This is a genomic window from Streptomyces sp. NBC_00457, assembly GCF_036014015.1.
Classification (GTDB): Bacteria; Actinomycetota; Actinomycetes; order Streptomycetales; family Streptomycetaceae; genus Streptomyces.
Window position 1 is genome coordinate 8,267,160 of record NZ_CP107905.1, and the last position, 26,878, is coordinate 8,294,037.

Here is a 26,878-nt window from a genome sequence, read left to right on the forward strand (position 1 = left end):
CATCACCACTCGATGCCTCTCTGCCCCTTCTGCCCGACGTCCATCGGATGCTTGACCTTGGACATGTCGGTCACGAGATCGGCGAGGTCGACCAGCTTCTCGGGCGCGTTCCGTCCGGTGATCAAGACATGCTGGGTACCGGGCCGGTCCCGCAGCACGGAGATCACCTCATCGGTGTCCACCCAACCCCAGTGCATCGGATAGGCGAACTCGTCCAGCACGTACAGCTTGTACGTCTCGGCCGCCAGATCCCGCTTGACCTGCTCCCAGCCCTCCCGGGCCTTCTCCTCGTTGTCCATCTGCTGATCACGCTGCACCCATGACCAGCCCTCGCCCATCTTGTGCCAGTCGACGGACCCGCCCTCACCACTGGCACCGAGCACCCGCAGCGCGTTCTCCTCGCCGACCTTCCACTTGGCGGACTTGACGAACTGGAACACCCCGATGGGCCACCCCTGATTCCAGGCCCTGAGCGCCAGCCCGAAAGCGGCGGTCGACTTGCCCTTCCCGACCCCCGTATGCACGACCACCAAAGGCCGGTTACGCCGCTGACGAGTCGTCAGCCCATCGTCCGGCACGACACTCGGCTGTCCCTGAGGCATTACGCGGCCCTCCTCTGTACGTCCTTCACCAGCCCGGCGATGGAGTCCGCCCGCAGCTCGTCCAGCGTCACGGCCGTACCCCCCAGCTCACCGGCAAGCTGCCCCGCGAGCCCCAGCCGCACGGGCCCCGCCTCACAGTCGACCACCACCGAAGCGATCCCCTCGGCCGCGAACAACCGAGCCGCACGCCCGGCCAGCACCACCGGCTCCGGCCCACCGGTCGCCCGACCGTCCGTCACCAGCACAACCAGGGCCCGCCGAGCGGGATCCCGCAGCCGCTCCACCCGCAGCACGTCATGCGCCTTCAGCAACCCGGCGGCCAGCGGCGTCCGCCCACCGGTCGGCAGGGACTCCAGCCGAGCGGCAGCGGCATCCACGGACGAGGTCGGCGGCAGAGCCACCTCCGCGCTCGCTCCCCGGAACGTCACCAACCCCACCTTGTCCCGCCGCTGATACGCATCCAGCAGCAGAGACACCACAGCTCCCTTCACGGCACTCATCCGCTGCCGCGCCGCCATCGACCCGGACGCGTCGACGACGAACAGCACGAGATTCCCCTCGCGCCCTTCCCGCGTCGCCTGCCGCAGATCGTCCCGCCGCACGACGAGCCCACGCCCGACCCGCCCGCGCGCCCGCTGATACGGCGCCGCCGCCTGCACGGTCGCCGCCAGATGCAGCTTGGTCAGCGCCCCCCGTGGCCGCCGCGCCCCCGTCGTCCGCCCGTGCTCGGTCCGCGCCCGCGAACGCCGCCCGGCGGCACCCTGCCCGATACCGGGGACGCTCAGCACCTTCGTCCGAAACGGTTCCGAGGCCCGTACGGCCGACTGCTCCCCGGCACCGGAGGCCTGCGGCTCGCCGTCCTCACCGGCCTCGGGCCGGGCGCCCGTGTCACCACCCTGCGGACCCTCGTCCGGAGCCGGCTCCCCGCCACCCCCGCCCGGACCCGGCCCACCGTCATCAGGATCGGGATCGTGGTCGCCGTCGCCGTCTGTGTCGCCGGAGAATTCCTCCAGCGTCTCGTCGAGCTTGTCCTCGTCAAGTCCCGGTGCGTCAAAGGGATTCCGTCGCCGCCGGTGCGGCAGCGCGAGCAGTGCGGCCTGCCGTACGTCCTCCGCCAGTACCTCGGTCCGCCCGGCCCACGCCGCGAGCGCGGTGGCCGTCCGCGCCATCACGATGTCGGCCCGCATGCCGTCCACCTCGAACGCGGCACAGGTCGCCGCGATCTGCCGCAGCGCCCCGTCGCCCAGCCGCACCGACGGCAGCAACTCCCTTGCGGCGACGATACGTTGACGTACCGCAGCCTCCTCGTCCGCCCAACGGGCCGCGAAACCGGCCGGATCGTCGTCGTAGGCGAGCCTGCGCCGTACGACCTCCACCCGCTGCTCCGGCTCACGCGACGCGGCGACCTCCACGGTCAGCCCGAACCGGTCGAGCAACTGCGGCCGCAGCTCGCCCTCTTCGGGGTTCATGGTCCCGACGAGCAGGAAACGCGCGGCGTGCCGGACCGACACCCCCTCCCGCTCGACATACGACGCACCCATCGCGGCCGCGTCCAGAAGCAGGTCGACCAGGTGGTCGTGGAGCAGGTTGACCTCGTCGACGTAGAGGATCCCGCGGTGCGCGTCGGCGAGCAGGCCGGGCTCGAAGGCCTTGACGCCTTCCGCCAGCGCCCGCTCGATGTCGAGCGCGCCGACGAGCCGGTCCTCGGAGGCACCGACGGGCAACTCGACCATGCGCGCGGGACGCGTGGTCCCTCTGCCGGTCTCGTGCGGTCCGTCGGGACAGCCCGGGTCGGGCGCGCCCGGGTCGCAGGAGAAACGGCACCCGGCGACCACGTCCACCGCCGGCAGCAGTACCGAAAGCGCCCGCACCGCCGTCGACTTGGCCGTGCCCTTCTCACCGCGCACGAGCACACCGCCCACCGCCGGTGACACGGCGTTCAGCAGCAGCGCGAGCCGCAGATCGTCCTGGCCGACCACGGCCGTGAAGGGAAAGGGAGTACTCACTGGTCGTCGCCCTCCAGGTCGCCTTCGAGCTCCAGATAGGTGGCCCGCAGCCGCTCCAGCGTGTCCGCGTCCGGCTCCGCCCACAGTCCACGGTCGGCCGCTTCGAGCAGCCGCTCGGTGATGCCGCGCAGCGCCCACGGGTTGGACTTCTTCATGAAGTCCCGGTTCTCCGGGTCGAAGACGTACTCGGCGCTCAGCTTCTCGTACATCCAGTCGTCGACGACCCCGGCCGTCGCGTCGTACCCGAAGAGGTAGTCGACGGTCGCCGCCATCTCGAAGGCGCCCTTGTAGCCGTGCCGCCGCATCGCCGCCATCCAGCGCGGGTTGACCACGCGGGCGCGGAAGACGCGGTGGGTCTCCTCGCCGAGGGTGCGGGTCTTGACCTGGTCGGGGGTGGCGGAGTCGCCGACGTACGCCTCGGGGCTGGTGCCCGTCAGATGGCGCACCATGGCGACCATGCCGCCGTGGTACTGGAAGTAGTCGTCGGCGTCGACGAGGTCGTGCTCGCGCGTGTCGACGTTCTTCGCGGCGACCGCGATCCGCCGGAACGCCGTCTCCATGTCCCCGCGCGCCGCCCGCCCGTCGAGCCCGCGCCCGTAGGCGTAGCCGCCCCAGACGGCGTACACCTCGGCGAGGTCCGCGTCGGACCGCCAGTTGCGGGCGTCGATGAGCGGGAGCAGCCCGGCGCCGTACGCGCCCGGCTTCGAGCCGAAGATACGGGCCGTCGCGCGCCGTCGGTCGCCGTGTTCGGCGGTGTCCGCGTCGGCATGGGCGCGTACGTAGTTCTGGTCGGCGGGCTCGTCCAGCTCGGCGACCTTGCGTACGGCGTCGTCGATCAGCCCGACCACATGCGGGAACGCGTCCCGGAAGAAGCCGGAGATGCGGACCGTGACGTCGATGCGGGGCCGGCCCAGCTCCGCCAGGGGCACGATCTCGAAGCCGGTCACGCGTCGCGAGGCGTCGTCCCACACCGGTCGGCAGCCGAGCAGCGCGAGGATCTCGGCGATGTCGTCGCCCTGGGTGCGCATGGCGGACGTACCCCAGACCGTCAGGCCGACGGACTTCGGGTAATCCCCGGTGTCCTGGAGGTACCGCTGCACCAGCGAGTCCGCGAGGGACTGACCGACCTCCCAACTCAGCCTGGACGGGATGGCCTTGGGGTCGACGGAGTAGAAGTTGCGGCCGGTCGGCAGGACGTTGACGAGCCCGCGGGTGGGGGAGCCGGAGGGGCCCGCCGGGATGTATCCGCCGTCGAGGGCCTTGAGGATGTGCCCGATCTCGTCGGTGGTGCGCGCGAGCCGGGGCACGACCTCGGAACAAGCGAACTCCAACACGGCCACGGCGTCCGGGAGTTCGGTGCCGAGGACGTCGGCGACCAGGGGACGGGCCGCCGAGACCACCCAGTCGCGCTCCTCCATCCCCTCCGCCATCCTCCGGCACAGCTGCTCCAGCAGGTCGATCGTGTCGGCGGCGGAACGGGCGGGGCCTTCGACGAGGTCCGACAGCTCGACCGGAACCTTCAGCGGAGCCCCCGGCTCGGCCAGCAACTCCTTCTCGCTGAGCCCGAAATGGGCCGCGAGGGAAGCCCTGAGTCCCGGCAGGGCGTTCGCCTGGCCACCCCACACCTGCGAGGCACGCAGCACGGCGAGTACGAGGTTCACGCGCGGCTCGCCGACCGGGCCACCGCCCAGGATGTGCAGCCCGTCGCGGATCTGCACGTCCTTGATCTCGCACAGATAGCCGTCGATGTGCATGACGAACTCGTCGAACGCGTCGTCGTCCGGCTGGTCGTCCACATGCAGGTCGTGATGCAGCTCGGCCGCCTTGACCAGCGTCCAGATCTGCGCACGGACCGCCGGGGCCTTCGTCGGGTCCAGGTCGGAGACCAGCGCGTACTCGTCGAGCAGCTGCTCCAGCTTGGCCAGGTCGCCGTAGGTGTCGGCACGGGCCATCGGCGGTACGAGGTGGTCGACGACGGTGGCGTGGCCGCGGCGCTTGGCCTGGGTGCCCTCGCCCGGGTCGTTGACGATGAACGGGTAGATCAACGGGAGTTCACCGAGCACGGCGTCCGGCGCACAGCCTCCGCTGAGCCCGAGTCCCTTGCCCGGCAGCCACTCCATCGTGCCGTGCTTGCCCATGTGCACGATGGCATCCGCGCCGAAGCTGTTCTCCAGCCACCGGTACGCCGCCATGTAGTGGTGCGACGGCGGCATGTCCGGGTCGTGATAGATCGCGATCGGGTTCTCGCCGAAGCCGCGCGGCGGCTGGATCATCACGACGACGTTCCCGAACTGGAGCGAGGCGAGCACGATGTCGTCCCCGTCGACGTACAGCGAGCCCGGCGGCTCCCCCCACGTCTCCAGCATGGCGTCCCGGAGTTCCGGGTCCAGCTTGTCGAACCACGCCTGGTAGTCGGCGAGCGGAACGCGCGCGGGCGCGGAAGCCAGCTGGTCCTCGGTCAGCCACTCGACGTCGTGTCCGCCGGCCTCGATGAGCCGGTGGATCAACTCGTCGCCGTTGTCGGGGTATTCGGTGAGGCTGTATCCGGCGTTCTTGAGGGCGTCCAGCAGCTGGATTGCCGACGCGGGCGTGTCGAGGCCGACCGCGTTGCCGACGCGCGAGTGCTTCGTCGGGTACGCGGTGAAGACGAGCGCGAGCTTCTTGTCGGCGTTCGCCTTGTGCTTCAACTTCGCATGCCGTACGGCGATCCCGGCGACCCGCGCGGCCCGCTCGGGGTCGGCGACGTACACGGGGACCTCGTCCGGGCCCTGCTCCTTGAAGGAGAAGGGGACCGTGATGAGCCGCCCGTCGAACTCCGGGATCGCGACCTGCATCGCCGCGTCCATGGGGGAGAGGGCGGCGTCCGACTCGTTCCAGGCGGCCCGCGAGGAGGTCAGGCAAAGCCCTTGCAGCACCGGCACATCGAGGTCGGCGAGCGCTCCGATGTCCCAGGCCTCCTCGTCACCGCCGGCCGAGGCCTGCGAGGCGTGCGTGCCGCCGGCGGCGAGGACGGTGGCGATCAGGGCGTCGGCCTGCGCGAGGATCTCGTACAGCCCGGCGTCGGCTCCGCGCAGCGAACCGCAGTACACGGGAAGGGCGTTGGCGCCGCGCGCCTCGATCGCGTCGCACAGGGTGTCGACGAAGGCGGTGTTGCCGCTGAGTTCATGGGCCCGGTAGAAGAGCACGCCGACGGTGGGCCGGCCCGCGACAAGAGAACGCTCGCCATGGACGCCGTACTCCGGCATCTTCTGCGGCTCGACGAACCCCTCACCCGTCAGCAGCACGGTGTCGGACAGGAACCGCGCCAGCTCGGTCAGGTTGGCGGGCCCGCCCTCGACGAGATACCGCAGCGCCTCCGCCACCACACCCGCGGGCACGGAGGACTCGGCCATCAACTCCGCGTCGGGCACGGCCTCTCCACCGAGCAGCACGGTGGGAATGCCGGACGCCTTGAGCGCGGCGAGCCCGTCCTCCCAGGCCCGTTTGCCGCCCAGCAGCCGTACGACGGCGATGTCCGCGCCCTCGACGAGGCCGGGGAGTTCCTGGTCGACGTCCACGCGGGTCGGGTTGCCGATCCGGTAGTCGGCACCGGAAGCGGCCCGGGCCGCCAACAGATCCGTGTCGGCGGTCGACAACAACAACACTGTGCTCATGCGGGCGCTCCCGGTGGAATGAAAGGCAGTCCTTGCGGCGCGCCCGACTCGATGAGCCGCCAGAGCGCGTCCGTGTCCGCGTGCTGTTCGATCAGATCGCCGAGCCGGTCGAGCTGCTCCTCGCGCAGCGCGGCGAACGACATGTCGGGGGCCGGCACGAAACGGCGGCCCGCGGCGGCGGCCACCTCACGCAGGAAGGCCCGCCGGAAACCGTCCGACTCCAGCGAGCCGTGCCAGTGCGTACCCCAGGTCTGGCCGACCCGGCACCCGTCCAGGAAGGGTTCGCCGCCTACGACTTCGGCGACCCCGTGATGGATCTCGTACCCCTCGACGCTCTCGCCGAGGGCTTCCCCGGTCGGCCGGGTGAGGGTCTTCTCCCGCGCGAACCGCACCCGGACGGGCAGCACCCCGAGGCCCTCGACCTGCCCGCGCCGGCTCTCGACCTCGTCCTCGATGTGCTCGCCGAGGACCTGGAACCCACCGCAGACACCGAGGATGGGCCGCTGCTCGGCGGCCCTCCGCGCAAGGGCGTCCGCGAGGCCACGCTCCCGCAGCCACTCCAGGGCGCGGACGGTCCCCCGAGTCCCCGGTATCACCACCAGATCCGCGTCCGCCAGCTCCTCCGGCCGGTCCACGAACCGCACCACGACGCCGGGTTCGGCGGCGAGCGCGTCGACGTCGGTGAAGTTGGACATGAGCGGGACGGCGCAGACGGCGACCCGGAGCACGTCCTCGCCGACGGGGGAGGAGACGGCGGACTCCCTCACCGTCCCCCGCAGGGAGACCCTCCCCCACTCTCGGCTTCGCTCGAGCGGGGGGACCCCCATCCCGTCCTCCTCGTCGATCCCGAGCCCGTGCCGGAAGGGCAGGACGCCGTACGTCCGCCGCCCCGTGAGGTCGTGCAGCATGTCGAGGCCGGGCTCCAACAGGCTGACGTCCCCCCGGAACTTGTTGACGAGGAACCCGGCGACGAGCTCCTGATCCTCGCGCGAGAGCAGCGCGACGGTCCCGAAGAAGGAGGCGAAGACGCCCCCACGGTCGATGTCACCCACCACAAGCACCGGCAGCCCGGCATTGCGGGCGATGCCCATGTTGACGATGTCGGTCCGCCGCAGATTGATCTCGGCCGGAGAGCCGGCTCCCTCACAGATCACCGCGTCATACGTGCCCCGCAACTCGGCGAGACAGTCGAGCACGGTCCCGAGCAGCCGCTCCTGCCGCCCCCCGTGATACCCGCGCGCACTCAGCTCCCCCACGGGCTTCCCCATGAGCACGACCTGACTGCTCTGCTCGCCACCGGGCTTGAGCAGCACGGGATTCATCAGCGCGGTCGGCTCGACGCGACAGGCCTGCGCCTGCATGGCCTGCGCCCGCCCGATCTCCGCGCCCTCCCGCGTCACGAACGAATTGAGGGACATGTTCTGCGCCTTGAACGGCGCGACCTTGACCCCCTGCCGCACCAGCCACCGGCAGATCCCGGCGGTGACGACGCTCTTGCCGGCGTCGGAGGTGGTGCCGGCGACGAGGAGTCCACCGCCTGTCATGAGGTACGCCCCTTCACGATGCGGCGCGCGGCGACACAGACGCCGAGCGCGAGCCAGCCGACGCGCCTGGACAGTCGTACCGCCGCCTCGATGTCCTGCGTACCGACGGTCCGCCCGGCCTCGTTCAGCACGGGCCGGTGCTCGACCCGTCCGCCGTACGACAGGGTCCCGCCCAGCCGCACGCCCAGTGCTCCCGCGAACGAGGCCTCCACGGGCCCGGCGTTGGGGCTCGGGTGCTTGGCGGCATCGGTGCGCCAGGCTCGTACGGCCCCACGGGGGTCACCGCCGGCGAGGGCGGCGAGTACGGCGGTCAGCCGCGATCCCGGCCACCCCGCCAGGTCGTCGAGCCGGGCCGAAGCCCAGCCGTACCGCCGGTACTTGGGCGACTTGTGCCCCACCATGGCGTCGAGCGTGTTCACGGCCCGGAACCCGACGAGCCCGGGAACGCCCCCCACGGCGCCCCACACCAGCGCCCCGACCACGGCATCGGAGGTGTTCTCGGCGACGGACTCCACGACGGCCCGAGCGATCCCGTCCGCATCGAGCGCCTGCGGATCCCGCCCGCACAGATGCGGCAGCCGCGCCCGCGCCCCCTCGACGTCCCCCGCCTCCAGCGCACGCCCGATGCCCCGGGCCTCCCGGCCAAGCGAAGTCCCCCCGACGACCGCCCAGGTGGCGGCGCCGGTCAGAGCGACGGATGCGGCGGGGGACGTACGTACGACCCGAGCGGCGAGTGCCCCGACGGCCACGGCGCCACCGGCGCACACGGCAGTGTGCAGTGCGCCCCACCCGCGATGGTCGCGCCACAACACCTTTTCCACGGCCCCGGCGGCCCGCCCGAACGCGGCGACCGGATGCCCCCGGCGCGGATCGCCGAGCAGCAGGTCGCCGAGGAGTCCGGCGGCGGCGCCGTACGCGAATTCGCGATCGGCACGCATGGAGCTCAGCCGACCGCGGGGTCAGACAGAGACCTGGTACTGCACCTCGAACGGCAGCCGAGCATCGCGATATGTCCTCACTCAGGGTGTCCACGCCCTGGTTCGACGAGACCGGCGGCGAGAGTTCCTGGCTCCCGGGGCTTACTACCCCGGTGACAGTGGCGGGACCGCGCCGGATTCACACCGGCTTCCTCTTCTGCCGCCGTACATGGCCCCGGCAGTCCACCACGGGGTTGGAACGGCCGTCAACTTGCCGTTGACCTGCGGCGGGAGAGTGTGCTGAGGCCCACATGAGGGCCGGTTTGGCTCTGGTCGACCGAATCCGGCATCTCTAGACTGAAAAGGAGAATTCGGGGAGCGGTACTGGGGGCTGTCGAGACCCATTCCTCGGGGGGCCTGCGGCGCCGTACACCGTGACGCTACGGTTTTCGGCGTGGTGGACACCTCTGGGGGACCGGCTCTCGAGCCGAGGAGGTCTGCGTGGTCGACGAGGGTCCGTCCGCGAACAACTGGCGCGTCAGCAGCTATTCAGTTACCGGCGAGACCTGCGTCGCGGTCGCCGAGGCCGCGGAAGGTGTGCTGGTCCGCGACACGAAGGAGCCGGCCGGAGAGGCGCTCATCCATCTCGCACGCACCCCATGGCACTTGTTCCTCGCCGGGGTGAGATCCCAGGGGTTCAGCACCGCGACATGAGAGGTGGTGCGGCCGGTCTGTCAGGCGACGATCAGATAGATCCCGTAGCCCACCGCCGCCGCGCAGGCGGCGAAGCAGGTGTACGCGCCGGTGACCGCGAGTGCGGCGGAGTCGCCCTGGGACGCGGCGCGTTCGCGGCGGGAGAGGCCCGCGACGCCGAGGGTGAACAGGGACACGAGGGCCACGGTGATCACGAGGCTGACGCCGAAGACGGAGCCGAGGGCCGCCCAGTCGATCTTCATGTTGCTGCTTCCTTGAGTACGGGGTGAGGGTCAGACCGTGGCTTGCGAAGGCGCCGGTTCGGAGGCCGGGGCGGGGATCGTGGCCGTCAGCTCGTCGGTCGCGGTGCCCGCGGGCGGCGGGGTCACCGCGGCGATCGCCGTCGTCACCACGCCGGCCGGTTCCTCCGCCGTGTCGTTGACGTTCGTGTGGTCGACGACCTCGCGGCGGGAGCGCAGCCAGATCGCGGCGCTGGAGGCGATCAGGAAGACGGCGACCAGGGCGGTGCCCCAGCTGCCGAAGCCGGTCACGTACTCCGCGATCGCTCCGACCAGCGCGGCCGCCGGCAGCGTCAGGCCCCAGGCGACGAACATCCGGGTGGCCGTGGACCAGCGGACGACGCCGCCCTTGCGGCCGAGGCCCGCGCCCATCACGGAGCCGGAGACCGAGTGCGTGGTGGAGAGGGAGAAGCCGAGGTGGGAGGAGGCCAGGATGACCGTGGCCGCGCTGGTCTGGGCGGCGAAGCCCTGTTGCGGCTGGAGGTCGGTCAGGCCCTTGCCCATGGTGCGGATGATGCGCCAGCCGCCGAGGTAGGTGCCGAGTGCGATGGCCACGCCCGCGGAGAGGATCACCCAGGTGGGAGGGTTCGAGCCGGGGGCGATGGCGCCGCCGGTGACCAGGGCGAGGGTGATGATGCCCATCGTCTTCTGCGCGTCGTTGGTGCCGTGGGCGAGCGAGACCAGGCCCGCGGAGGCGATCTGCCCGGCGCGGTAGCCCTTCTCGGAGGCGTTGCTGCCCTCGGCCTTCTTGCCCAGGGAGTACATCAGCTTCGTCGCGAGCATCGCTGCGATACCGGCGACCAGCGGGGCGGCGATCGCCGGGATCAGCACCTTGGTGACGAGCACGTCGCCGTGGACCGCGCCGACGCCGGCCGAGGCGATGGTGGCGCCGATCAGGCCGCCCATCAGGGCGTGCGAGGAACTGGAGGGGAGACCGACCAGCCAGGTCAGCAGGTTCCAGAGAATCGCGCCGACCAGGGCGGCGAAGATGACCTCGGGACGTATGCCGGTCTCGTCGACGAGCCCCTTGGAGATGGTGTTGGCGACCTCCACCGAGAGGAAGGCGCCGACGAGGTTGAGTACGGCGGACATCGCCACCGCGACCTTGGGTCTGAGCGCACCGGTCGAGATGGTGGTGGCCATCGCGTTGGCGGTGTCGTGGAAACCGTTCGTGAAATCGAACGCGAGAGCGGTGATCACCACAATCGCGAGGATCAGCGAGAAGCTTTCCATTTACCCAGGCAATCGTTCGAGGTCGTTGGCCGGTTGAACGTAGGTAACCTGAATGAACGGAAGATGAACTAGGAAGGGCCGCACGGTGTCCTGGTGTGGCGGTTGCGGTACCGCCGGATCCGCGCGGCCCAGACAGCCCAAGGGTTAGGAGCCTCGGGCAAACTTCTTCAGCCGTGACAGGGATCCATTGAAGAGATTTTGGTCACCTGGGCGCGGCCCCCACCCGACGGCGGGTTGACGCCGTGCCTGGCAGGATCGCGGCATGGCTGAGCAGCGGTGGGATCAGGGGGGCGGGCGGGAGGCCCGGGAGGAGTCACAGGTCGTGGGGGCGCCATGGGGGAGGCGTGTGCTCCAGGAGGAGGTGCGCGCTTGGGAGGAGCTCGTCGCCACCGCCCGCCGGACCGTGGCCGACGGGCTCGTCGTCGGCACGTCCGGCAATGTCTCCCTGCGCGTCGGGGACACGGTCCTGGTCACACCGTCGGGCGTCCCCTACGACCGCCTCACGCCGGACGACGTGACCGGCGTCGACCTCGACGGCCGGCAGGTGCTCGGCACCCTCGTCCCGACCAGCGAACTGCCCATGCATCTCGCCGTCCACCGCACGACCGACGCCCGCGCCGTCGTCCACACCCACGCCGTCCACGCCACGGCCGTCTCCACCCTCGTCACCGAGCTCCCGGCGATCCATTACATGACCGAGGCGCTCGGCGGGCCCGTCCGAGTCGCCCCCTATGCGACGTACGGCAGCGACGAGTTGGCCGAGAACATGCTCCAGGCCCTGACCGACCGCTCCGCCTGCCTCCTCCAGAACCACGGCACGATGGCCTACGGCGCCACCCTCGACCAGGCCTACGACCGCACCGCCCAACTCGAGTGGATGTGCCGCCTCTGGCTCACGGCCTCCTCGGTACCGGGCCTGTCCCCGAGCCTGCTGTCGGCGGAACAGTTGCGGGAGGTGGGGGAGAAGCTGCGGGGGTACGGGCAGCGCGGGTGAGAGGGGCGCCGGTCGCCGATCGCTCCGCCGCAACCATGTCCCCCGGCTGGCCGACAGCCGGGTCCGCCAGGACACTGAACCCGTGCGCACTGTCAAAACGGCGGCCGCGGCCGTCACCGTAGCCCTGGCGGCCGGGGCGGCCGGCGTGGCCGCCGGACGGTTCGCCAGCGACGCCGCGCTGAAGGTGCCACCGGGACGGCCCCTGCCCGGCGAACCCCGGCTCACCGTGCATGCGACGGCGGCGGGCCAGATCACGCTCACCCGGGCCCTGGCCTCCCTGCGCCCCGGCACCTACGGCCTCGCAGGCGACGCCTCGCACGCCGTCGTCGGCCCCGTCCTCGACACGGCGAACCACTCCGCCGACACCGTCGTACGCCGCCTGGAACGCGTCACCCACGGCACCCTCGAGGCCGGCGACAAGGTGTGGCTCACCCCGAACGTGTACGTCGGCAACCCCGGCGACGCCCTCGGCCTGGACCACGCCGACGTCGACATACCCGGCGAACTCGGCTCCCTGCCCGCCTGGTTCGTGCCCGGCGTACGGGACATCTGGGTCATCGCGGTGCACGGCCTCGGCACCACCCGCGAGCAGGCCATGAACCTCATGGAGTTCCTGGGCGGCCGCGGCTTCCCGGTGCTCGCCCTCGCCTACCGCGGCGACCTCGGTGCCCCCCGCTCCCCGGACGGCCTGAACCACCTCGGCGAGACCGAGTGGCGCGACCTGGACGCGGCGATCCGCTACGCCGTGCGCTACGGCGCCAGGAAGGTAGTCCTGCACGGCTGGTCCACCGGCGCCACCATGGCGCTGCGCGCCGCCGCGCATTCCGGGATGCGCGAGCGCGTCTCGGGGCTCGTCCTGGACTCCCCGGTGCTCAGCTGGGAGACCACGCTGCGCGCCCTGGCCTCGGCCCGGCGGACCCCGGGTGCCCTGCTGCCGCTGGCGGTCCGCGCCGCACAGGGCCGCACCGGGCTGCACGGCGACCGCATCACAGACGCCGCCGACCCCGGCTGGCTCTCGGTGCCGACGCTGATCTTCCACGGCCCCGACGACACGGTGGCCCCCTGGTCCCTCTCCCGCAGCCTCGCCGACAGCCGCACCGACCTGATCTCCCTCCACACGGTCCGGCGCGCCCCGCACGCAGCCATGTGGAACGCCGACCCTCAGTCCTACGAAGAGACGCTGCGCCGCTTCCTGACCCCGCTGATGTGACCTCCCGTCGGCCCCGATACCACCCGGTCCCACCCGGTTCCGCGGATTCCGTTTAACGCCGTATCACTGGCCTGTTCTCGGCCCTCCACCGCCCGCGGGACCCCGTGCGTTGGCCATCCCCGTTGCCCGCCGTGACATTCCGTTTGGGTTTTCGGACCGTCAACCGGAAGACTGCACCCGTGACGTCCCGTATCCCGCGCGACTCCAGGCTTCGACTCGTCCGCCCGCGACCCCTGGCCGCCGCCCCCCGAGCGATGAACCAGCGGCGCTCAAGCCGCCCCGCCCCGCGCCCGCCGGAAGGCACTCCGGCCCGGGCGGAGCTGGCCAGAATGGCTCGCTCCGGTCTGGCCTCCGCGGCCCGCGTCGCCCACTGGGCCGACGCCGCGCTGCACCCCGGCCGTTACGGTGCGAGCCCTGACGGCAAGGGCACTCTCTCCGACGCGACCGCCGAACTGGCGGCCAGGGACCTGGGCCTGAACCCGGCTCAGGTCCGCGCCGACTGGGACACCGCCCGCCTCGCCGGCCTCGTCGAGGTGCACGGCGACAGCGCCCGCCCCGGCTGGCGGCTGCGCGCCTGGGACCGCGACGACAGTGCCGTACTGCGCGGCTGGGTCGCCCTCTTCGACGCCTGGTCGCTCGCCCATCCGGAACCCGCGGACCACGAGCCCGCCGCCGTCGCCGAGGTCGTCTCGGCCATGCCCCAGGTGCTCTCCTTCCTCCAGCTCTCCGCCGGTCCCGTCCCGGTCGAGCAGCTCCTCGACCTCCTGGAGCAGCGGGTCACCGAACTGCGCACCGAGCGCTGCGAGATCCCCTACGGTCCGCAGCCCGAGCCGACGGCTGAGCCCGCCGACACCCCCCTCGACCCACTCCTGGACTGGGCCCTGCACGCCCTGGCCTCCGTCGGCGCCCTCACCTGTGGCGACGGACAGGCCACCCTGACCCCGCTCGGCAGCTGGGCGGTCTGGGTCAAGCTGGAGCAGATCTGCGTCGCCGCGCAGAGCCCCGCCGGGAACATCGAGGTCGCCGCCGAGGAGATGCTCCGCGGCTGCGCCCAGCTCCGCCCGAAGGCGGCCCGCGACGAGTACCGCGCCTGGCTCGCCGCCCGCCCCGTCGGCAGCGCCGTCACCGAGCTGCTCGACGCCGCCCGTGGCGATGACGCCCTGCTGCGCGGCCTCGCTTTCGAGGCACTGCGCGTCGTCGGCGCCCCCGCCGAGCCCGACGTACGCGCCGTGGCCGACGAGCCGACGCTCAGGCCGTACGCCCTGCTGTGGCTCGCCGAGTACGACGGGCTCGACCCGGAGGACGCGCATGAGGTCCTCACCCGGGAAGAGGCCACATGGCTGTGGGTCGACTCGGCCGCGGCCGTCGCCGACCACGGCGAGGCCCCGATGCTCGTGCGGCACCTGGAGTCCGCGGTGCAGCCGACGGTTCCCATGCTGCTCGACGAGGTGCGTGCGGTCGGGCACCCTCGCACCGTGCAGGTCCTGGTCGCCCTCGCGGCGGCACATCCCGACCCCGCGCTGGCCAAGGCGGTACGCCGGGCGGCCTTTCAGGTGCACACCGGCGGGTGAGCTCCGCTGGTGGTGCCGGGATGGGTCGTCTGTCCTCTGCCGCGCCGTCGTGGCTGGTCGCGCAGTTCCCCGCGCCCCTTCGGGGCGCTTCGATCAGCCGGCTATTTCTGGGGCGTACGTGCCGAAGCTCCAGATGTTGCCCTCGATGTCCCGGGCCATGTAGTCACGCGAGCCGTAGTCCTGGTCCGTCGGGGGCATCAGGATCTCCGCGCCGTGGTCCACGGCACGCTGGTGGTGGGCGTCGACGTCGTCCACCACGACGTACACCCCGGCGGGGCCCGCGCCCTTCATCAGCTCGTCGAAACGGCCGCCGCGGCCCTTCGAGCCGAGCATCACCGCGCCGTTGCCCTGCACCAGTTCCGCGTGTGCCACCATGCCGTTCTCGCCCTCGTACACCGACAGCTCGGTGAAGCCGAAGGCCTCCGTGAGCTGCCGGATCGCCGCCTTCGCGTCCGCGTACAGCACCGTCGGGTAGATGCTCGGACTCGCGCCGCCCGTGCCCGCCATGACGATCACTCCCCTGTGCTGGAAATCACCGGAATCCTGCTGCCTGTCGCCAGTCTCGCACCGACCACTGACAACGCCCTCCCGACCGCGGGGCACAGCGCGACCAGCCACGACGCACCCGCAGTGGGCCGCGGCGGGCGGTCCGAACACCGGAACGCCAAAAAGTGGGTTGCACCGCCCCGTTAGAATTGCCGCCATGGCCATTCTCCTCGCGCATTAGACGGCGGGAACGTCCTCAGCCGCCCACCTGCCAACCCCCTCCGCCCTGGAGTCTGACCGTGATCTCCGCCTCCGGTATCGAGCTGCGCGCCGGTGCCCGCGTCCTCATCGAGTCCGCCACCTTCCGAGTCGCCAAGGGCGACCGCATCGGCCTGGTCGGCCGCAACGGCGCCGGCAAGACCACCCTCACCAAGTGCCTGGCCGGTGAGGGCACCCCCGCCGGCGGCACCATCACCCGCTCCGGCGAGGTCGGCTACCTCCCGCAGGACCCCCGCACCGGCGACCTCGACATCCTCGCCCGCGACCGCATCCTCTCCGCGCGCGGTCTCGACGTACTGATCCAGAAGATGCGCGACAACGAACAGCGCATCGCCAACGGCCAGGGCGCCACCCGGGAGAAGGCCCTCAGGCAGTACGAGCGCCAGGAGACCGAGTTCCTCACCAAGGGCGGGTACTCCGCCGAGGCCGAGGCCGCCACCATCGCCGCCGCGCTCAATCTGCCCGACCGCGTGCTCGGCCAGCCCCTGCACACGCTCTCCGGCGGTCAGCGCCGCCGTATCGAGCTGGCCCGGATCCTGTTCTCCGACGCGGACACCCTGCTGCTCGACGAGCCGACGAACCACCTCGACGCCGACTCGATCGTCTGGCTGCGGGACTACCTGAAGACCTACCGCGGCGGCTTCATCGTGATCTCCCACGATGTCGACCTGGTCGAGACCGTCGTCAACAAGGTCTTCTACCTGGATGCCAACCGGGCCCAGATCGATGTCTACAACATGGGCTGGAGGCTCTACCAGCAGCAGCGCGAGGCCGACGAGAAGCGGCGCAAGCGCGAGCGGCAGAACGCCGAGAAGAAGGCCGCCGCGCTGCATTCGCAGGCCGACAAGATGCGCGCCAAGGCCACCAAGACGGTCGCCGCGCAGAACATGGCGAAGCGGGCCGACCGCCTGCTCGCCGGACTCGAAGCGGTGCGCGCCTCCGACAAGGTCGCCAAGCTCCGCTTCCCCGAGCCCGCGCCCTGCGGCAAGACCCCGCTGATGGCCGAGGGACTGTCGAAGTCGTACGGCTCGCTGGAGATCTTCACGGACGTCGACCTGGCCATCGACAAGGGCTCCCGAGTCGTCATCCTCGGCCTCAACGGCGCCGGCAAGACGACCCTGCTGCGCCTCCTCGGCGGCGTCGAGAAGCCCGACACCGGCGAGGTCGTCGAGGGCCATGGCCTCAAGCTCGGCTACTACGCACAGGAGCACGAGACCCTCGACCCCGAGCGCACGGTCCTGGAGAACATGCGCTCCGCCAACCCCGACCTCGACCTGGTCGAGGTCCGCAAGACGCTCGGCTCGTTCCTGTTCTCCGGCGACGACGTCGACAAGCCCGCCGGAGTCCTCTCCGGCGGCGAGAAGACCCGCCTCGCCCTGGCCACCCTCGTGGTGTCGTCGGCCAACGTCCTGCTCCTCGACGAGCCGACCAACAACCTCGACCCGGCCAGCCGCGAGGAGATCCTCGGCGCACTGCGCACCTACAAGGGCGCGGTCGTCCTCGTCACCCACGACGAGGGCGCGGTCGAGGCGCTCCAGCCGGAGCGGATCATTCTGCTTCCGGACGGAGTCGAGGACCTGTGGGGTGCCGACTACGCGGATCTCGTCGCCCTGGCTTGATCGAAAGCGTGATCCACGCGTGATCCACAGCGTATGGATCATTCGGCTCATCCTTGATCCATCATCTGTGTGAGATCTCCTCGTACCGAGGTGTGTCCTACATCGATTTCACGGCCGAGTCCTTTATCGACAAGGGCTCGGCCGTCGCACGTCGCTGACCAGGCACTTCGCGGAACAACCCGTTCGGCCGTACGGACAGCTCTCCGCTGAATTACAGATTCCGTATGTGGGGATGCGCTCCTGTCGTCAAAACCCTGTCTTACGGACCTTGCCGAATGGGTGGCCATCAAGGCCCGGAGGGGTGATCATGAGGGGACCAGAGCGCACTTCCCATGAGGAGGCACGGGTGGCCGAGACTCTGAAGAAGGGCAGCCGGGTAACCGGCGCCGCGCGCGACAAGCTCGCGGCAGACCTGAAGAAGAAGTACGACTCCGGTGCGAGCATCCGGGCACTGGCCGAGGAAACCGGCCGCTCGTATGGCTTCGTACACCGGATGCTCAGCGAGTCGGGCGTCACGCTGCGTGGGCGCGGCGGGGCGACTCGGGGCAAGAAGGCCGCATCGTCCTGAGTCCGGGCGGTCCCTCGCTTTCGATGGTGGCCACCCGGTCGGTCTTCTGAGCGGCCGGGTGGTTACTGTGCAGTCACTTAAGGATGCCCGCCATGTGGTACGGCATCCAGGACGACCGCACACATCGGAGGCGCCCCATGGCTTCGCCCGACCAGGACGTTGTGTCCCGAGGTCCCGAAGGTCCCGTACTCGACAAGGACGGCGTACGGCTCACCGTCGACGACGCGATCGCCACGGTGACGCTGACCAATCCGGCCAAGCGCAATGCGCAGAGCCCCGCTATGTGGCGTGCGCTGGGCGAGGCCGGGCGGTTGCTGCCGGGCAGTGTGCGGGTCGTCGTGCTGCGCGGGGAGGGCCAGTCCTTCTCCGCCGGTCTCGACCGGCAGATGTTCACGCCCGAAGGCATCGAGGGCGAGCCGTCGTTCATCGACCTCGCACGCGGCAGCGACGCCGAACTGGACGCGGCCATCGCCGGGTTCCAGGAGGGCTTCACCTGGTGGCGGCAGAGCGACATCGTGTCCATCGCCGCCGTCCAGGGGCATGCCATCGGGGCCGGGTTCCAGCTTGCCCTCGCGTGTGATCTGCGCGTCGTCGCCGACGACGTGCAGTTCGCCATGCGCGAGACCAGCCTGGGGTTGGTGCCGGACCTGACCGGCACGCATCCGCTGGTCGGGCTCGTCGGATATGCGCGGGCGCTGGAGATCTGCGTGACCGGGCGCTTCGTCCTGGCCGAGGAAGCGGTGAGTACGGGGCTGGCGAATCTAGCCGTGCCGGGTGAGCAACTGGACGCGACCGTGGCGGACCTGGCGTCCGCGATCCTGGCCGCGCCCCGGGATGCCGTGATCGAGACCAAGGCGTTGCTGCGCGGGGCCGGTGAGCGGACCTACGAGGAGCAGCGCGCGGCGGAGCGGGCCGCGCAGGCCCGGCGGCTCAGGGAGCTGGCCGGGCTGGGCGAATGAGCGGTCAGCCGACCGCGGTGACCAGCACCGCCACCGTCGGGCTGTCCTGAAGCGCGCTCGACACCGCGACGCGGACCTCCCGAGCCACCTGCACGGCCCGGCGGTCCGCGTCCGTCGCCAGTTCCAGGCGGATGTGACGGTGCGGCAGCGCGGTGTCGTCGACCCGCCGTTCCTGGATGTGGACCGCCCGCCCCAGCGTGCCCGTCAGGGCGGTCACGCCCGGGACGCCGAGAGCCGCCTCCGCCGCGCGGGCTTCGTCACCGTCCCGGACCTCCGAAGCCTGCCTCGGCTCGGGCGGTCGTACGGGCTCGGCCTCCGTGTCCTCGTCCAGCAGGGCCGTCACCCGTAGGTCGACCTCCGTGACCGTCAGCCCGAGCCGTTCCGCGGCCGCCGTTGCCAGGACCCCGCGCAGATGGGACGCCGTCGTCGGCAGTGGAGCCGACGGTGTTGCCCCGAAGTCCGCCGTCAGACGGAGCGGGCCGGGCGGCAGTGCGCTCGGCGGAGGCGGTACGGCGGGCTCGTGGGCGTCGTCCGGATCGGTGAGCGCGATCCGCAGTGCGCCGAGGCGCACCCCGCGCACCGTCTCCGCCGCGCGCCGCAGCACCGCCTCGGCCGCCGCCTCCGTGATCCACGCACCGTCGTGCGGGCCGCCCAGCGGGACGAGTCTGCCCAGCCCCAGCTGCTGTCGTACTGTCTGCGCCAACCGATCGGACGTCATTGCTCCAGCCTGCCGCATCCCCGACGCGCGGGAGCGGAACCGCGCTTACCGTGGTCATAGGACGACGACCGAAAGGGACGTGCGGCGATGACCGATATGACGGAGCGGAACCGGACGCAGACCCCGGAGGGCGAGAACGAGCCGCCGGTGCAGACCCGTAAGGCAACCAAACGCGGGGGAGGGGAACCGGCGAGCCGTGGGCGGACCACCATCGCCGACGGGGTAGTGGAGAAGATCGCCGGGCTCGCTGCCCGGGATGTGATGGGCGTACATGCCATGGGGAGTGGGCTGTCGCGGACCTTCGGAGCCGTGCGGGACCGGGTTCCCGGCGGAACGAAGTCCGTGACACGGGGCGTGAAGGCCGAGGTCGGAGAGGTACAGACCGCGCTCGATCTGGAGATCGTCGTCGACTACGGCGTGTCGATCGCCGATGTGGCACGGGACGTGCGCGAGAACGTGATCGCGGCCGTCGAGCGGATGACCGGGCTCGAGGTCGTCGAGGTCAACATCGCGGTGAGTGATGTGAAGCTTCCGGAGGAAGAAGAAGAGGAGCAGGAATCCCGACTTCAATGACCCGTCGGCGACCGAACCGCCAAGGAGCGCACCATGAGCATGGCTGTGATCGGCATGATCGCCGGAATGGCCCTGGGCTTCGCCGGGTATTTCGGCGGGTTCGGCGCCTTCCTGCTGGTGGCGGCGCTGGGCGCCATCGGGTTCGTGGTCGGCCGGTTCCTGGAGGGAGACCTGGACATCGGCGACTTCTTCCGCACGCGTGACGATCGACGGCGGTGACGTCGGTGAGCGAAGGGGCCGCCGAGCTCCCCAGACCCGGGATCGCCGTACCGCCGGGAGAGCGCGGTGCCACACGGATCGCCGACCGGGTGGTGGCGAAGATTGCCTCCCAGGCGGCGCGTGAGGCGCTGGGCGCACTGCCGCCGGACGCCTCACGGCCGCATGCGTCGGTCGTCGTCCACCACGACACCGCCCGCGTCCGCGTCAGCCTCGACCTCGGCTACCCCTCCGACGTCGGCCGCCAGTGCGCCTCCGTGCGTCGGCACGTCACCCAGCGGGTAAGCGCTCTCGTGGGCATGGAGGTGCACGAAGTGGCCCTACACGTGGAGCGGCTGCATCCGGTCGCGGTACCCGGCGTGGCACAGGGGAGGACGCAATGAGCGAGTCCCAGGGGGCCGAGAGCACTCAGCGGCTGCCCGTCCTGGAGAAGGCCGACGAGGGCGGACACAGCCAGTCCGCCTCCGCGGCGGACTACGAACCCGTCGGCGGTGAGAGCGGCGGCCGCTTCTGGTCGGCCCGCCGTGTCCCGGCCGCGCTCGTCGCGCTGCTCCTGCTGCTGATCGCCGGCGCGTTCCTCTACGACATCGCCGCCGTGCGCGCCGACCGGCCCGCCATGGCCTGGCGCCGCGAACTCGCCACGCAGCTCGCCGAACGCCCCCTCGACGACATCTGGGTGCTGGTCGGCGCGGGCATCGCCGCGGCCCTCGGCCTCTGGCTGATCCTGCTCGCCGCCACGCCCGGCCTGCGTGCCGTACTGCCCATGCGGCGCACTCACCCCGACGTACGCGCCGGCCTCCACCGGGACGCGGCCGCCCTCGTGTTGCGCGACCGGGCCATGGAGGTGTCCGGCGTGCAGTCGGTGCGGGTCCGGATGGGCCGCGCCAAGGCCGACGTCCGCGCGATCTCCCACTTCCGCGAACTGGACGACGTACGCGCCGACTTGGACACCACACTCGCCGACGCGATCAAGGGCCTGGGGCTCGCCCGGCCCCCCGCCCTGTCGGTGCATGTCCGGCGCCCCGGACGGAAGGGGTGAGCGCGGTGCTCAGGATCGTCAATCGCGTGCTGCTCGGCATCGTCGGCCTGCTGCTGATCCTGATCGGCGGTTCCGTGCTCGCCGTAGGCCTCGGCCTGAATCCGCCCTCCTGGTGGATCCACGACGGCCGGCACGACGTACTGCTCAGCGACGCCGAACGCACCCGCTGGCGGGACGACGGCTGGTGGTGGCCGACCGTCATCGCCGTACTCGCCGTCCTCCTCCTGCTCGCCCTGTGGTGGCTCACCGCCGAACTGCGCCGACGCCGCCTCGCCGAGGTCCTGGTCGACACCGGCGACGGCGAGGGCGCCCTGCTCCGCGGCCGGGCCCTGGAGGGCGTACTCGCCGCAGACGCGAGCCAACTGGACGGCGTAGCCCGAGCCCACGCGGAACTCACCGGCCGCCGCAGCACCCCCGAGGCCCGAGTCCGCCTCCTCCTGGAACCCCACGTCGACCCGGCCGACGCCCTCAACCACCTCACCACCCAGGCCCTGACCCACGCGAGGGACTCGGCAGGCCTCACGTCACTCCCGGCGGAGGTAAGACTGAGGGCGGTCAAGCACCGAGCAGAAAGGGTGACTTGACGCGCCCCGACAGGGGCGCGGGGAACTGCGCGACCAGCCACAGACGACCCGCACCCGGCAACGCAGCTCAGAACCCGTGACGCGCCCCGCCATCCACAGGCAACATGATCCCCGTCAGATAAGACGCAGCCGGAGACAGCACAAACGCCGCCACCCGCCCGAACTCCTCCGGCGTCCCATACCGCCGCAACGCAATCCGCGACTCATGCGCTGCCCGAGTAGCCTCCGGATCCGCCGACATCCCATCCAGCTCGCGCACGCGATCCGTATCGATCCGAGACGGCAGCAACCCCACCACCCGAATCCCCCGCGGCCCCAACTCGTCCGACAACGACTTCGCGAACCCGGCAAGCCCCGGCCGCAACCCATTGGAAATCGTCAGCCCAGGAATCGGCTCGTGCACAGACGCGGACAGTACGAACCCGATGACCCCGCCCGCTTCCAACTCCCCGGCCGCCGCGCGAGCGAACCGCACCGCCCCCAGGAACACCGACTCGAACGCCGCCTGCCACTGCTCATCCGTGTTGTCCGCTGCGAACCCCGGCGCGGGCCCGCCCACGCTCACCAGCACCCCGTCGAACCCCCCGAAGTGCTCGCGCGCGGCCGCGATGAGCCGCGCCGGCGCCTGAGGATCGGCGTTGTCCGCGCCGACACCGACGGCGTTGGCGCCCAGCTCGCCCGCGGCCTCCATCGCGGCCTTGCCGTCGCGCCCCGTGATGATCACCTTCGCCCCGTCGGCGACGAGCTGGCGCGCGACCGCGTTGCCCAGCCCACGGGTCGCCCCGGTGACGACGTACACCCGGTCCTTCAGTCCAAGATCCATGGGTCCTATCCTGCCGTGTCGCCCCCGAACAGGGCGAGGGCGGTGTTCACCAGACCGACGTGGCTGAACGCCTGCGGGAAGTTGCCGAGCCGATGGCCGGTGACGGGGTCGTACTCCTCGGACAGCAGCCCCACGTCGTTGGCGAGCCCGAGCAGCCGTTCGAACAGCTCGCGTGCCTGTTCGGTGCGCCCGGTCATGTGCAGCGCGTCCGCGAGCCAGAAGGAGCACACCAGGAAGGTGCCCTCACCGCCCGGCAGCCCGTCGACGACCGTCTCCTCGGCGCTGTAGCGGCGCATGAATCCGCCGTGGCCCAGCTCCGCGCGGATCGCGTCGACGGTGCCGATCACGCGCGGGTCGTCCGCGGGCAGGAAGCCGACACGCGGGATCAGCAGCAGGGAGGCGTCGAGTTCGCGTGAGCCGTAGTACTGGGTGAAGGTGTTCCGCTCGGCGTCATAGCCCTTCTCGCACACCTCCTTGTGCACCTCGTCGCGCCAGGTGCGCCAGCCGTCCAGGTCGCCGCCCAGCTTCGGTTTCTCCTCGAGCGTGCGCACGGCCCGGTCCGCGGCCACCCACACCATCACCTTCGAGTGCACGAACTGGCGGCGGCCACCGCGTACTTCCCACAGCCCCTCGTCCGGCTGCTGCCAGTTCTCGCGCAGCCACTCCAGCAGCTCCTGCTGCAGGGCCCATATGTGCGGCTTGGCGGCCATGCCCGCGCGCCGGGCCAGCGCCAGCGAGTCCATCACCTCGCCGTACACGTCCAACTGCAGCTGATTCACGGCCTTGTTGCCGATCCGCACGGGCGACGTCCCCGCGAATCCGGACAGCCACGGCAGGTCGTACTCCGGCAGCCGCCGCTCGCCCGCGAGGCCGTACATGATCTGCAGGTCCGCCGGGTCGCCGGCGACCGCGCGCAGCAGCCAGTCGCGCCAGGCCTCGGCCTCCTCCCGGTAACCGGCCGCCACCAGCGCGCCCAGGGTGAGGGTGGAGTCGCGCAGCCAGCAGTAGCGGTAGTCCCAGTTGCGGATACCGCCGAGTTCCTCCGGCAGGGAGGTGGTGGGGGCGGCGACGATGCCGCCGGTCGGCTTGTAGGTGAGGGCCTTGAGGGTGATCAGGGAGCGTATGACCGCGTCCCGGTGCGGGCCGTCGTAGCGGCAGCGTTCGGCCCAGGCCTGCCAGTCCCCGACGCTCGCGTCCAGTGCCTCGTACGGGTCGACCAGCGGCGGACGCGGCTCGTGCGAGGGGTGCCAGGTCAGGACGAAGGCGACCCTCTCGCCCTCCTCGACCGTGAACTCCGCGTGTGTGGCGAGGCCTTCGCCCCACGTGCGCACCTCGGGCTCGCTGCGCAGCCACACCGAGTCCGGGCCCGCGACGGCCACACGGTGGCCGTCGGAGCGGCGCATCCACGGCACGATGGAGCCGTAGTCGAAGCGGAGCCGGAGCGTGCTGTGGACGGTGACCCGGCCGCCGGTGCCCTCCACGACGCGTACGAGATCGGGGGCGCGGTCGCGCTGCGGCATCAGGTCGGTGACGCGGACCGAGCCCTCGTCGGTGTCCCACTCGGTGTCCAGGACGAGGGTGTTCGGACGGTAGGCGCGGCGCGTGCACCGGTCGCTCGCGCCCTTGGGGGCGATCCGCCAGTGGCCGTTCTCCTCGTCGCCGAGCAGCCTGGCGAAACACGAGGCCGAGTCGAAGCGGGGAAGGCACAGCCAGTCGACCGAGCCGTCCCGGCCGACCAGGGCGGCAGTCTGTTCGTCGCCGATGAGGGCGTAGTCCTCGATACGGGGATGCACGGGGTTCCGGGTTCCCGGCAGGGGTGAGGGGCAATCCCGTGCGGGGCCGGGAGAGTGACGGCCGGGGCGAACGACGAGCAGGGGAGCGGCGGGCAGATGAGCGACGGGCAGGGGAGCGGCGGACCGGAAGGTGGCGGGGTCGGTTTACACCGTCGCGGGTTCGGCCGGCGCGGTGTCGTCCGCTCCGTCCTGCTCCTTCGTCCGCTCGCGCATCTCGCGGCGGACCAGGATGACCCAGCCGACGGGGACGCCCGCGGCGAACAGCCACCACTGGACGGCGTACGCGTAGTTCAGCGCCGCGTCCTCGTTGCCGGGACTGCCGAGCAGCTCCGGGGTGTCGCCCTTCGGCTCGGGTGCCGTCTGGGCGATGTAGCCGCCGAGCACCTGGGCGTCGAGGCGCCGCGCCTCCTGCTCGCTGTTGATCAGCATGATCTGCCGGTCCGGCAGGCCCTTGAGGTTCTTGATGCCGCTCGCCTCGGTCGTCTCGTCGGGCATCAGCCGTCCGGTGACGGTGACCTCGCCGCGGGGCGGTGCGGGGATCTTGGGGAACGTGGTCTGGCTGGGGCTGTCCGCGGGGATCCAGCCGCGGTTGACGAGCAGGACCTTGCCGTCGTCGAGGACGAACGGGGTCAGGACGTGGTAGCCGACCTCGTCGTCGGCGTTGGTGCGGCGGCGGACGACGACCTCGTCGTCGGTGTCGAAGCGGCCCTTCGCGGTCACCCGGTGGTAGCGCTCGTCCTCGGTGACGGTGTGTCCGGGGGCGGTCAGCTTCTCCACGGGGACCGGCTTCGCGGCCAGCGCGTCGGCGACGAGCTGGTTCCGGGCGGTGCGCGTCTCGTAGCGGTGCATCTGCCAGATGCCCAGCCTGATCATCGTGGGGATGAGGAGGAGAGCGACCAGCGTGAGGATCACCCACTGCCGGGACAACAGGAAGCGGTACACCCCACGACCGTACAACTCGGTCGTGGGGTGTGTTCAGGCGGGTATGGGTCGGGTGCGGGGCCGGGGCGGGGCCCGGGGGGCTCACACCTTGTCGACGATCCCCACCTTCCCCTCCGCGCGGGCGCAGTGGGCCCCGCAGAACCAGTGGCCCTCGACCTCGACGCCCTGCCCGATGATCTGGACGCGGCAGTGCTCGCAGATGGGTGCCATGCGGTGGATCGCACAGGAGAAGCAGTCGAAGACGTGCACCGCGCCCTGTGCGTGGACCTCGAAGGTCATTCCGTAGTGATTGCCGCAAACTTCACATGTTGCCATGCGCCACAGGGTGGGCCGTCGCCGTGGCCGGGGCGAGACGGCGCCGGGCGAGTCGTACGGCAATCACCCGTCCGTACGGTCATCCTCCGACGCCGCTTCCACATCCCCGAGGAGCTGCCCGAACGCCGCCTCGTCGACCACCGGCGTGCCGTACTGCCGGGCCCTGACCACCTTGGACGTGCCCGAGTCCGGGTCGTTCGTGACGAGCAGGCTGGTCAGCCGGGAGATGCTGGTGGCGACATGCAGCCCGGCCTCGATCGCCCGGTCCTCCAGGAGGTCGCGCTCGATGGAGGTGTCTCCCGAGAACGCGACCCGCATGCCCTGCTTGAGCGGTTTGCCGTCTTCGTAACGGCCCGGGTTGGGATAGGGGCAGGCAGGTCTTCTGCGCGCCGGGCGCCAACTTCTGGGCTGGTACGCGCCGTAGCCCGACTGCTGTCGGGGCACGGCTCGGTCCGTCCACTCGGTCAGCGGCCGGCACTCGTGCAGCGGCAGCCGTACGCCGCCCTGTGCGGCGGCGTGCAGGCTCGGCCGGAACGCCTCCGCCAGCACGCGCGCGTCGTCCAGCGCGTGGTGTGCCCGCTGCTGTACGACGCCGAAATGCGCGGCGAGCGACTCCAGCTTGTGGTTGGGCAACGGCAGCTCCAGCTCCTTCGAGAGGGCGATGGTGCACAGCCGCTGCCGCACCGGCGGCTCGCTCCGCGCGCGTGCGTACTCCCGGGCGATCATCTGCCAGTCGAAGACGGCGTTGTGCGCGACGAGCACCCGGCCCTCCAGCCGGGTCGCGAACTCCTCGGCGATGGCCTCGAAGAGGGGCGCGCCTTCGAGTACGTCGCTCGTCAGACCGTGGATCCACACCGGGCCCGGGTCCCGCTCCGGGTTGACCAGCGTGTACCAGTGGTCCTCGACCTCGCCGTGCGCGTCCAGCCGGTACACGGCCGCGGAGATGATTCGGTCGTCCCGGGCCAGGCCTGTGGTCTCCACGTCAACGACCGCGTATCCCTGGGGATACGCGGCCGGCCACACCGTGGGGGAGGACACTGCGGTCGTCAGGTCTTCGAGCATGGTCACCGAGGATACGGGCCGGGTCCGACAGTCCGGTCCGTCAGGTGCCGTCTCACGGCCGGGTGTTCGAGCGGGGCGAATGTCCGTGTGGTGGCCGCTGGGGTGTGACGGGCCGTCCGACTTGGCGGAGATCGCCAAGAAGCAAGCGCGTACCCCAGGTAATACTTGTGGGTAACAACG

The 26,878-nt window shown here is 71.2% G+C and carries 26 protein-coding genes and 1 riboswitch; of the genes, 12 read left to right on the forward strand and 14 right to left on the reverse strand.

The window, feature by feature from the left end:
• Positions 1-2 precede the first annotated feature (2 nt).
• Genes cobO through OG828_RS37805 form a run of 5 tightly spaced genes read right to left on the reverse strand, consistent with a single transcriptional unit; the run spans position 3 to position 8,743 of the window.
• The gene (cobO, locus tag OG828_RS37785; RefSeq protein ID WP_328503726.1) at positions 3-602 is read right to left on the reverse strand and encodes a cob(I)yrinic acid a,c-diamide adenosyltransferase; all 600 of its coding nucleotides are present in this window, start codon (positions 600-602) and stop codon (positions 3-5) included.
• Entirely contained in the window at positions 602-2,608 is a 2,007-nt protein-coding gene (locus OG828_RS37790; RefSeq protein ID WP_328503727.1) for a putative cobaltochelatase, read from the reverse strand. The genes cobO and OG828_RS37790 overlap by 1 nt, the downstream gene beginning before the upstream one ends.
• Positions 2,605-6,261, reverse strand: coding sequence for a cobaltochelatase subunit CobN (gene cobN, locus OG828_RS37795; RefSeq protein WP_328503728.1), 3,657 nt, complete (start codon positions 6,259-6,261; stop codon positions 2,605-2,607). The genes OG828_RS37790 and cobN overlap by 4 nt, the downstream gene beginning before the upstream one ends.
• Positions 6,258-7,805 carry a cobyric acid synthase gene (locus OG828_RS37800; protein ID WP_328503729.1) on the reverse strand — a complete coding sequence of 516 codons (1,548 nt, stop codon included), beginning with the start codon at positions 7,803-7,805 and terminating at the stop codon, positions 6,258-6,260. The genes cobN and OG828_RS37800 overlap by 4 nt, the downstream gene beginning before the upstream one ends.
• A complete protein-coding gene (locus OG828_RS37805; RefSeq protein WP_328503730.1) occupies positions 7,802-8,743 on the reverse strand; it encodes a cobalamin biosynthesis protein in 942 nt (313 codons plus the stop codon). Before OG828_RS37805 ends, OG828_RS37800 begins: the two co-directional genes overlap by 4 nt.
• A 102-nt stretch (positions 8,744-8,845) precedes the next feature.
• A riboswitch (cobalamin riboswitch) is annotated at positions 8,846-8,985 on the reverse strand.
• A gap of 238 nt (positions 8,986-9,223) precedes the next feature.
• Here OG828_RS37805 and OG828_RS37810 point away from each other — a divergent pair.
• On the forward strand, positions 9,224-9,436 hold the full coding sequence (locus OG828_RS37810) for a DUF397 domain-containing protein (protein WP_328367073.1): 213 nt from the start codon (positions 9,224-9,226) through the stop codon (positions 9,434-9,436).
• 20 nt (positions 9,437-9,456) lie between these two features.
• On the opposite strand, the gene OG828_RS37815 is transcribed toward OG828_RS37810, so the two are convergent.
• On the reverse strand, positions 9,457-9,678 hold the full coding sequence (locus OG828_RS37815; RefSeq protein WP_328367075.1) for a hypothetical protein: 222 nt from the start codon (positions 9,676-9,678) through the stop codon (positions 9,457-9,459).
• Between the two features lie 30 nt (positions 9,679-9,708).
• Complete coding sequence (locus OG828_RS37820) at positions 9,709-10,947, reverse strand: inorganic phosphate transporter (protein WP_328441316.1); 1,239 nt, start codon at positions 10,945-10,947, stop codon at positions 9,709-9,711.
• 262 nt (positions 10,948-11,209) lie between these two features.
• On the opposite strand from OG828_RS37820, the gene OG828_RS37825 reads away from it, so the two are divergent.
• The 3 genes from OG828_RS37825 (at position 11,210) to OG828_RS37835 (ending at position 14,722) form a co-directional block, all read left to right on the forward strand.
• A complete protein-coding gene (locus OG828_RS37825) occupies positions 11,210-11,941 on the forward strand; it encodes a class II aldolase/adducin family protein (RefSeq protein WP_328503731.1) in 732 nt (243 codons plus the stop codon).
• 82 nt (positions 11,942-12,023) lie between these two features.
• A complete protein-coding gene (locus OG828_RS37830) occupies positions 12,024-13,151 on the forward strand; it encodes an alpha/beta hydrolase (protein WP_328503732.1) in 1,128 nt (375 codons plus the stop codon).
• 179 nt (positions 13,152-13,330) lie between these two features.
• The gene (locus tag OG828_RS37835) at positions 13,331-14,722 is read left to right on the forward strand and encodes a hypothetical protein (RefSeq protein WP_328367087.1); all 1,392 of its coding nucleotides are present in this window, start codon (positions 13,331-13,333) and stop codon (positions 14,720-14,722) included.
• A gap of 93 nt (positions 14,723-14,815) precedes the next feature.
• Here OG828_RS37835 and OG828_RS37840 read toward each other — a convergent pair whose 3' ends face one another.
• Entirely contained in the window at positions 14,816-15,229 is a 414-nt protein-coding gene (locus tag OG828_RS37840) for a VOC family protein (protein ID WP_328367089.1), read from the reverse strand.
• Between the two features lie 278 nt (positions 15,230-15,507).
• Between OG828_RS37840 and OG828_RS37845 the strand changes: the two genes are divergently transcribed.
• The 3 genes from OG828_RS37845 (at position 15,508) to OG828_RS37855 (ending at position 18,633) form a co-directional block, all read left to right on the forward strand.
• Positions 15,508-17,106 (forward strand): ABC-F family ATP-binding cassette domain-containing protein, encoded by a 1,599-nt coding sequence (locus OG828_RS37845; RefSeq protein WP_328367092.1) that lies wholly within the window; start codon positions 15,508-15,510, stop codon positions 17,104-17,106.
• 346 nt (positions 17,107-17,452) lie between these two features.
• On the forward strand, positions 17,453-17,674 hold the full coding sequence (locus tag OG828_RS37850; protein ID WP_004002281.1) for a helix-turn-helix domain-containing protein: 222 nt from the start codon (positions 17,453-17,455) through the stop codon (positions 17,672-17,674).
• 137 nt (positions 17,675-17,811) lie between these two features.
• Positions 17,812-18,633, forward strand: a complete 822-nt coding sequence (locus OG828_RS37855) for an enoyl-CoA hydratase/isomerase family protein (RefSeq protein WP_328441320.1) — start codon at positions 17,812-17,814, stop codon at positions 18,631-18,633.
• Positions 18,634-18,637: 4 nt separating this feature from the next.
• On the opposite strand, the gene OG828_RS37860 is transcribed toward OG828_RS37855, so the two are convergent.
• On the reverse strand, positions 18,638-19,351 hold the full coding sequence (locus tag OG828_RS37860) for a nucleopolyhedrovirus P10 family protein (RefSeq protein WP_328503733.1): 714 nt from the start codon (positions 19,349-19,351) through the stop codon (positions 18,638-18,640).
• Between the two features lie 87 nt (positions 19,352-19,438).
• Between OG828_RS37860 and OG828_RS37865 the strand changes: the two genes are divergently transcribed.
• Genes OG828_RS37865 through amaP form a run of 5 tightly spaced genes read left to right on the forward strand, consistent with a single transcriptional unit; the run spans position 19,439 to position 21,763 of the window.
• Positions 19,439-19,924 (forward strand): Asp23/Gls24 family envelope stress response protein, encoded by a 486-nt coding sequence (locus tag OG828_RS37865; RefSeq protein WP_328367100.1) that lies wholly within the window; start codon positions 19,439-19,441, stop codon positions 19,922-19,924.
• Positions 19,925-19,957: 33 nt separating this feature from the next.
• The gene (locus tag OG828_RS37870) at positions 19,958-20,143 is read left to right on the forward strand and encodes a hypothetical protein (protein WP_328441322.1); all 186 of its coding nucleotides are present in this window, start codon (positions 19,958-19,960) and stop codon (positions 20,141-20,143) included.
• On the forward strand, positions 20,140-20,523 hold the full coding sequence (locus OG828_RS37875) for a hypothetical protein (RefSeq protein ID WP_328367106.1): 384 nt from the start codon (positions 20,140-20,142) through the stop codon (positions 20,521-20,523). Before OG828_RS37870 ends, OG828_RS37875 begins: the two co-directional genes overlap by 4 nt.
• Positions 20,520-21,179, forward strand: coding sequence for a DUF6286 domain-containing protein (locus OG828_RS37880; RefSeq protein WP_328367107.1), 660 nt, complete (start codon positions 20,520-20,522; stop codon positions 21,177-21,179). Before OG828_RS37875 ends, OG828_RS37880 begins: the two co-directional genes overlap by 4 nt.
• A gap of 5 nt (positions 21,180-21,184) precedes the next feature.
• Positions 21,185-21,763: an alkaline shock response membrane anchor protein AmaP gene (gene amaP / locus OG828_RS37885; RefSeq protein ID WP_328441324.1), complete on the forward strand. Its 579-nt coding sequence runs from the start codon at positions 21,185-21,187 to the stop codon at positions 21,761-21,763.
• Between the two features lie 67 nt (positions 21,764-21,830).
• Here the strand turns inward: amaP and OG828_RS37890 are convergent, their stop codons facing one another.
• From OG828_RS37890 to OG828_RS37910, 5 genes are all read right to left on the reverse strand, one after another.
• Positions 21,831-22,586 (reverse strand): SDR family oxidoreductase, encoded by a 756-nt coding sequence (locus tag OG828_RS37890; RefSeq protein WP_328367113.1) that lies wholly within the window; start codon positions 22,584-22,586, stop codon positions 21,831-21,833.
• Positions 22,587-22,591: 5 nt separating this feature from the next.
• The gene (locus OG828_RS37895) at positions 22,592-24,379 is read right to left on the reverse strand and encodes a glycoside hydrolase family 15 protein (RefSeq protein WP_328503734.1); all 1,788 of its coding nucleotides are present in this window, start codon (positions 24,377-24,379) and stop codon (positions 22,592-22,594) included.
• A 144-nt stretch (positions 24,380-24,523) separates the two neighbouring features.
• Positions 24,524-25,321 (reverse strand): SURF1 family cytochrome oxidase biogenesis protein, encoded by a 798-nt coding sequence (locus OG828_RS37900; RefSeq protein ID WP_328503735.1) that lies wholly within the window; start codon positions 25,319-25,321, stop codon positions 24,524-24,526.
• 81 nt (positions 25,322-25,402) lie between these two features.
• Entirely contained in the window at positions 25,403-25,636 is a 234-nt protein-coding gene (locus tag OG828_RS37905; RefSeq protein WP_301978814.1) for a hypothetical protein, read from the reverse strand.
• 63 nt (positions 25,637-25,699) lie between these two features.
• Complete coding sequence (locus OG828_RS37910; protein WP_328503736.1) at positions 25,700-26,698, reverse strand: DEDDh family exonuclease; 999 nt, start codon at positions 26,696-26,698, stop codon at positions 25,700-25,702.
• Positions 26,699-26,878 lie beyond the last annotated feature (180 nt).